The sequence below is a fragment of the Paraeggerthella hongkongensis genome, assembly GCF_003726035.1.
Lineage (GTDB): Bacteria > Actinomycetota > Coriobacteriia > Coriobacteriales > Eggerthellaceae > Paraeggerthella > Paraeggerthella hongkongensis.
In genome coordinates this window covers 20,031-27,501 of record NZ_QICD01000033.1, presented here as the reverse complement: position 1 = coordinate 27,501, position 7,471 = coordinate 20,031, and the positions used below count along the sequence as shown (strand labels likewise).

Here is a 7,471-nt window from a genome sequence, read left to right as displayed (position 1 = left end):
TTTCTCGCTTGTTCTGCTTCTCAGTATCCGGTTTTCAAGGTTCTCCGCTTCAAGCCGAAGCCCGAAGCGCAAGGAGATATACTACCCGTGCCCCCGTCCGGAGTCAAGAACTTTTTTGGAAAAGTTTCTCGATCCGTCTCGCCGGGGCCCGCCCGGCCCGCATGTGCGCGTGGAGGACGTCCGCGACCTCTCCTCGGGGAAGCGCGGAGGGAGCATGTTACGGGAAGCCGGGACGCGGCGCAAGAGCCTTTTTCGAAAATGCGCGGAACCCCACGGTTTCACGCGCCTGCGATCCCCATCCACCTCTATATAGAAAAGCCCGCCTCGAAAGAGACGGGCTTTGCAAAGACATGCTGTTCGCAAATACGGCTTAGCGCTTCGAGAACTGCGGGCGCTTGCGGGCTTTCTTGAGACCGTACTTCTTGCGCTCCACCATACGGGAGTCGCGCGTCAGGAAGCCAGCCTTCTTGAGCTCGGCGCGGTAATCGCCAGCGGAAAGCAGCGCACGGGAAATGCCGTGGCGCAGAGCGCCGGCCTGACCCGAGATGCCGCCACCGTTCAGGATGGCGATAACGTCGAAGTGGTCCATCGTATCCGTAACCTTGAACGGCGTCTTGGCGTAGTCGACCAGAGCCTCGCGGCCGAAGTACTGCGCAGCTTCGCGGCCGTTAACGGTAATCTTGCCGGTGCCGGGAACGAGGCGCACGCGCGCAACAGCGTTCTTGCGACGGCCGGTGCCGTAGTACAAAGCTTCACCTGCCATGGGTTAACCCTCCATCTCGATCTTGCGGGGCTGCTGAGCCATGTGCGGATGCTCCGCACCCGTGTACACCTTGAGCTTCTTGCCCATGGCGCGACCAAGCGTGTTCTTGGGCAGCATGCCCTTGACGGCATGCTCGATAACGCGCTCGGGATGCTTTGCCATGGCCTCTTCAAAGGTCTCGGACTTCAGCCCGCCGGGGAAACCACTGTGACGATAGTAGCTCTTGGTCTGAGCCTTCGTGCCCGTCACGCGGATCTTGTCCACGTTGATGATGACCACGAAGTCACCGGTGTCGACATGCGGCGTGTACTGCGGCTTGTGCTTGCCCTTGAGAATGTGAGCAGCCTTGGCAGCAACGCGACCGAGAACCTGGTTCTCTGCGTCGATCAAGACCCACTCGCGCTCAACTTCGTTGGGCTTCGCGTAATACGTCTTCACTATCTTCCTCCAAAATCCTGTCCTACCCCGCCGTGCGGGGCGGGATTTCCGTCGCTCTTCAGCAGCTCGATAGAATCGAGCAAACCGTATTGCGGCGAATGATCGGTTTCAAAAGTGCAGGTAGATCGGATGTCGGGTTCCTACGCCGACGCGCAACCTAAGGTCTGGACTCCCTGGTTCGCGCTTCCGCTTCTATGCTGCATGCACGGGGCTTTCGAAAGCGAACCTTTGCATTGTAAACAGGCGAAACCCTAAAAGTCAACGAATAATCACAACGTTGCGCGTGATTTGCACAAAGAGGATCGGAACCAAGGCAAAACCGCAAGCGAACGAGGACAAAAAATCTTTAAGGTAGGCGTGTTCGATCGCCAGGGATTGCTCGACACTATAGAACAGGGAGGCGTCGGGAAGCCGGGTTGGGAATAAGGTCGCAAGCCTCGCTGCCCTTAGAAAGCCAACCGATTCACGAGAAGAACCTCCACGTGTTGCCGCCGCTGCGCTTGGCGCGATACATGGCGGCATCGGCGTTGCGGTACAGCTCTTCGTATGTAGCGCCGTCGCGCGGGAACAAAGCGATCCCCAAACTCACGGTAGGATAGTCCCGACGCCGCGGATCGTCGGCGGCCATCTCCGACACGGCCGCGCACATGCGCCGCGCAACGGCCTCGATGACCTCGCGCGACGAAATGCCGCGCAAGCACACCATGAACTCGTCGCCGCCTATACGCCCAATCATATCGCCATGACGAATGGCCTCGGCAAGCGCTTCTACCGAACACACCAGCACAAGGTCGCCCACCGCATGACCGAGCGAATCGTTCGTCATCTTGAAACCATCCAGATCGGCCATAATGAAAGCGTGGCTGACCTGGCCTTCCGATTCCCGAATAAGCTGAACGGACAGCGCCTCGAACGTAGCCCGGTTCAAAACGCCCGTCAAGGAATCCCGTTCCGCGCGTGTCTTCTGCGCACGCTCGAGCTCGCGCCGCTCGGTCACATCCCAGAACGAGATAACCGCTGAAGCGGGGTTGCCCTCGTCATCGATCACCAGCGCATAATCAACCTGATACCACCGAAAATCGCCGGAAACAGACTTGCGCATGCGGATGACCGCCGTTCCATGAGGAACGCCTTTATCAATATCATGGTACAGCCCCAAAAACGCGTCAATCCCCTCGGGGGCAACCAGCCCTCGAGTTACCAGACTATCGGGAACGTCCTCGTAGCGGATAGGCTCGATCAGGCTTCCGCCGGAAACATTCTGCAAAAACAGCGCTCGCTCAACGGTGTCGAAAACCGCAATGATCTTGCCGCTCATCTCTACGGCGACGCGAAAGGCATCCTCGCTCATGCGCAGGCGCTTGCGCGTCTCCATCCACGACGTCACGTCCAGCACGCTGCACGAAACGACTCGCCGATCGGGATCGTACTTGCAGCGCGTTCGCACCCTGAGGATGGATCCGTCGGGCGTTTCCTGGGGAACCTCGATCTCCATCGTGGTTGCGCCCGCCTCGATTCCAACCCGGAGGCGCTCGGAAAATTGATCCCATCCCGACGTCGCGAGCAAATCTGCGGGATAGAGTTCTCCGGGGGTTCGAGCGTAGCCCATTAAAGCGAAGAACTCGTCGTTGGCAACAAGCGGCTTTATCCCCTCGCCAGTGTACTTCAACTGGGCAAACTCGACGGGGATATCGGACAGTGCAACGGTATGTTCTTTGCGGTTTCCCATAAGAACCAGTATACCGAGCCTTCGCTGACGGCCAGGGAGGAATTTACCGAAGAATCGTCCGTTTTCGAACCCAGACTCCCCGAAAAAGAAGCGCAGGACGCCCGTTTTTCCAGCGTACTGCGCTTCTCAATACTCAGAACCCTTCGTTCTTGCCTAAAATGCAGCGCGTCTACACTGCAGCAAGAGCCCGTTCGACATCGGCGACAAGATCTGCCGTCCCCTCGATGCCGCACGACAAGCGGATAAGGTCCGGCGTGATCCCGGCGGCCGCCAACTCGTCATCGTTCATTTGGCGATGCGTCGCGTTCGCCGGATGCAGCACGCAAGTCCGCGCATCCGCCACGTGCGTGGCGATCTGCGCCAACTTGAGATTTTTCATGAACGTCTCCGCCGCCGCCCGACCACCGGCAACGCCAAAGCTGACCACACCGCTTGCGCCATGGGAAAGGTACTTCTGGGCAAGCTCGAATCCGGCATCGCCCTCAAGACCGGGATAGCGGACCCATGCCACCTTCGGATGCTGATCCAAGAATCGAGCAAGCGCCAAACCGTTCGCGCTATGCTGGGCCATGCGCAGATGCAGGCTTTCAAGACCCATGTTGATAAGGAAGGCGTTCTGCGGCGACTGCGTGCACCCGAAATCACGCATGAGCTGGGCGGTTGCCTTCGTAATGAACGCGCCGGCCAAGCCGAAACGCTCGGTGTACGTTACTCCGTGATAGCTCTCGTCAGGTTCGCACAACCCGGGGAACTTGTCGGCATGCGCGGTCCAGTCGAACCTTCCAGAATCAACGATAGCCCCGCCGACGCTCGCTCCGTGGCCGTCCATGTACTTAGTGGTGGAATGAGTGACGATGTCGGCACCCCACTCAATAGGACGACAGTTCACCGGCGTGGGAAACGTGTTGTCCACGATAAGCGGTACGCCGTGCGCATGCGCCGCCGCAGCAAAACGCTCGATGTCAAGCACGGACAAGGCGGGGTTTGCGATGGTTTCTCCGAACACGGCCTTCGTGTTCGGACGGAACGCGGCCTCCAGTTCATCATCAGTGCAATCCGGAGAAACGAACGTGCACTCCAGCCCCATGCGCTTCATGGTGACGGCCAAAAGGTTATAGGTGCCTCCATAGATGGCCGAGCTTGCCACCACATGATCGCCGCAACCGGCAATATTGAACACCGCGAAGAAGTTGGCCGCCTGCCCCGACGAGGTGAGCATGGCTGCCGTGCCGCCCTCCAACTCGGCGATCTTGGCCGCTACGAAATCGTTCGTGGGATTTTGCAAACGCGTATAGAAATACCCCGCCTCCTCCAGGTCGAACAGCTTGCCCATGTGCTCGCTCGTATCGTATTTCCAGGTGGTGGACTGGTAAATGGGAATCTGTCGAGGTTCGCCGTCACCGGGACGGTAGCCCCCCTGTACGCAGATCGTGCTTATGCTTTCACTCATAAAGGCTCCTCATCGCAAGGGTCCGGGGAATGTGTCCGGCTCATTATACCGGGCACCGCAACGCGCTTGGTAGCCGTGTCTTTCCGATAACTTGCAATCTGTTTATAGAATAACCAGGCTATCTGTTTGTAAGAGTGTGAAGAATAGGGAGATGAGACGAAGGGACGGGGTCAATGACTCATTTTCGGCCGCAGGCCAGAAAATGAGTCATTGACCCCGTCCCTTCGTCTCATTCAACGGCCCCGGGCAATCCGGGGCCGTTTCGGCAATCCGTCGAGCGGCTCCATCAGGTAGCCGTGAACTCCGCTACGTCGGCCAAAGGACTCGCCGTCCCGTCCTCGGCAACAGATCGAACCAGCAGCCGATAGAAGCCAGGCTTAGGAGGCGTGTATGAGAAGCTCCATTGAACGGACAGTTCAGGCGCAGAGTCGGAAACGTCGAACGTAGTCCAGTTCCGACCGTCGTCCAACGAAAACTGCACCGATGCAATTTGGTTTCCATAGTCTTCGGCATACCCGCTCAATGTCACCGGCTTTCCAGCTTCAACCTGCATAGGGACGATCATGGCTCCACCTATTCCTGAGCGCCCGCCAACACGCCAACGTTCGGGCTGTTGGGATGGGCGTCGGAAAGCCCTGGATCGGCAGGAGCCTGCTTTTGCGTGGAAACAACGATGCTCGCGACATCGCGAACAAAGTAGTTCGCGGGCGTCTTCGTCATCCAAAGCTGGTTGTTGCCGCCTACGGAAGCGGATAAATCTTCATCGTTGACCTGATAGCTCAGCACAGCATGATGCCCCAGCACATAGCCCAAAGAGAACGAAGCCTCAGTGCCATCGGAAGAAACGAACGTCACCGTGTTCGCCCCGGGCTGCACGGAAGCGCGCTTCAGCAGGTGCTCCACGGGGATGCCCTTCACGTCAGCGGTGATGGTTGCGCGCCCACCAGCCGGATTTCCGCCGCAGGTACACGACATCACCTTGTTCGTGGACTCCTCCTTGGCAAGATCGCCGACCGAAGCGGTAAACGCAGACTGCACATCTCCCGAAACCGACAGCTGCCAGCCCAGGGGATTGTCGACCGCAAGATCGACGGATGCTCCGCACAAAGCGTTCGTGGCCTTTTGGAACAGCGTTTTGATTATCGCGTTTGGCGTGATGACGCCCTGATCATAGGAGAACTCGCCCTTGACTACGGCATCGGTGACCTGCACGTTCTCGATCGGCGCACCGTAAGTCCGCGCTTCGTTTTCGCCAGCGGGACGCGATGCCGAAGCATCCGTCTCGGACGCAAGGGCAACCGGCGCAGCGGCCATCGAAGCTACCATGGTCAGGCCGGCCAGAGCGGAGAGCGTGGTGCGACCGTGTTGCGTTTTCGTCTTCATGTCAATCCCCTCCTACTCTACCGTGAACATGAATTGCGTGTTGTACTGACACACTCTGTCGGTCCCATCGGGCTTTTCGCTCGTCGTGCGGATATCAAGCAGATATGCGCCCGGGGACGGCGGCGTAAAGTCCATGCGCCAGTACGTCCAGTAATCGGCATTGTTGTTGGGGGTATCGAGCACCTTCCACGTCTTCCCATGATCGAAGGAAAACTCGACCTTCTTGATGGGCTCGTCCCAAGCATCGGCAAAACCTTCCAGATGCACGGTCTTCGCCTCGTCTCCCGACAGGACCACGCCGGTGGGATAGTTCAGAACGCCGCTGTTGGGCTTGGAGTAGATCTCGCCCGTGCGATCGTCGGTGAACTGGCCCACGTACAGCTGAGCATCAAGCTCGTCAGCGGGCTTCGTCATGAAGGTAAGGTTGGAGATGCGCTTGGTGAAGTTGCCGCCGGAAGTCTTGTACACCCAAATCATGCAGGGATAGCCCTGGGAATTGGGGAGCAGCTTGCCGTCCATCTTGGTCACGATGATGGCATCGTTGTCGCGCAGCCAATCAAGGCTCATCTGGGCGTAATCGTACCCATCGGAGCTGATGGGGCTCAAGATATTGGCACCCGCTTTGGGTTTTGCATAGTCGATGATGGCGGACACGGGAATGCCCTCCACCTCGCTCTGCATGATGGTAGCCTGGCCCACGCCGTTGATGGTGCAGTCCATCTTCATGACTTGCTTCACGGTTCCGAACTTCTGCTCCATTTCGGGCAGCGTCATCTCGACCGGGTTTTCGCAATCGCCGTCAACGGAAATGACCCAGTTCTGGTAAATGGATTCGTCAACCTGGGAGTCGTCGGTCAACCACTCGCTCGGCTCGTCCTTGATGGTTTTGTAGAAACGATTCTCGGGCGGCGTGATAGTGGTCTGATCGTATGTGACGGACGGCTTCGCCTCGTCCGCCTTCAGATCGGTGATGCCCTTGTACAGATTGTACTTCACTTCGTCCCAGCGCTCGAACGAACCGGTCGTGGAGTCAACGTAGTGGCAAGACTGGCACGTGCCGCCATCCCTGTCGGTGAACATGGGGCTTTCCATATGCAGCGTATGGATGGGATCGCTCAGCTTGTTCCCCGAATACGACTCGGAATGGCACGCGATGCAGTTCTGGTACCCTTGCTCGGTGTTGTACCCGAAGAAAATAAGACGATGGTAGGTGGGCAGGCTCATGAGCGCGTTTTCCAGCGTATGGCATGAGGTGCACCCGCGCTTGTCTGCGTTCAGGTACGTGTTGTTGAACCCGATATCGTCCGAAGGCACGGGCTGCACCAAAAAACCGTTGCGATCGGTGTAGCGGCGAGGCTCGCGGGCCTGGGCGTTGGCGTCGTTCTTGTCCGTGTTCTTGTAGAATCCAGGCAACGACGCAATGCCGTCCACGAAACGACCGGACTCGGGGAACCCGCTGAACGTGGCCAGCTGATCGGGATCCGACACGGTCACGGGATCCGTCTTTCCACTTGCAGAACCTTGATCTTCCGATGACGGCTTGGGACTGCATCCCCAAGCCGCAAACGAAGCAACCAGAACAACCGCCGCGAGGGAAGCGATCAGTTTGGGCTTGCTTCGGCGATGCAAAGCCGAACGCTCTTCTTTCTTCATGAATCCTCCTTTACGTTGAACGAACGAAACCGATCCTCCTTTCCTCGTCTGCCTT

7 protein-coding genes are annotated in these 7,471 nt (G+C 58.2%); all 7 read right to left on the bottom strand.

Going from position 1 to position 7,471, the window contains the following annotated elements:
• Positions 1-370: 370 nt before the first annotated feature.
• Positions 371-763 (bottom strand): 30S ribosomal protein S9, encoded by a 393-nt coding sequence (gene rpsI, locus DMP08_RS11230; protein ID WP_123192973.1) that lies wholly within the window; start codon positions 761-763, stop codon positions 371-373.
• A 3-nt stretch (positions 764-766) separates the two neighbouring features.
• Entirely contained in the window at positions 767-1,201 is a 435-nt protein-coding gene (gene rplM, locus DMP08_RS11225; RefSeq protein ID WP_123192972.1) for a 50S ribosomal protein L13, read from the bottom strand.
• Between the two features lie 463 nt (positions 1,202-1,664).
• Positions 1,665-2,930, bottom strand: coding sequence for a sensor domain-containing diguanylate cyclase (locus DMP08_RS11220; protein ID WP_123192971.1), 1,266 nt, complete (start codon positions 2,928-2,930; stop codon positions 1,665-1,667).
• A gap of 169 nt (positions 2,931-3,099) precedes the next feature.
• A complete protein-coding gene (locus tag DMP08_RS11215; protein ID WP_123192970.1) occupies positions 3,100-4,380 on the bottom strand; it encodes an O-acetylhomoserine aminocarboxypropyltransferase/cysteine synthase family protein in 1,281 nt (426 codons plus the stop codon).
• Positions 4,381-4,666: 286 nt separating this feature from the next.
• The gene (locus DMP08_RS11210; protein WP_123192969.1) at positions 4,667-4,945 is read right to left on the bottom strand and encodes an Ig-like domain-containing protein; all 279 of its coding nucleotides are present in this window, start codon (positions 4,943-4,945) and stop codon (positions 4,667-4,669) included.
• 8 nt (positions 4,946-4,953) lie between these two features.
• Positions 4,954-5,763 (bottom strand): molybdopterin-dependent oxidoreductase, encoded by an 810-nt coding sequence (locus DMP08_RS11205; RefSeq protein WP_123192968.1) that lies wholly within the window; start codon positions 5,761-5,763, stop codon positions 4,954-4,956.
• A 12-nt stretch (positions 5,764-5,775) separates the two neighbouring features.
• On the bottom strand, positions 5,776-7,416 hold the full coding sequence (locus DMP08_RS11200; RefSeq protein WP_123192967.1) for a molybdopterin-dependent oxidoreductase: 1,641 nt from the start codon (positions 7,414-7,416) through the stop codon (positions 5,776-5,778).
• Between the last annotated feature and the right edge of the window lie 55 nt (positions 7,417-7,471).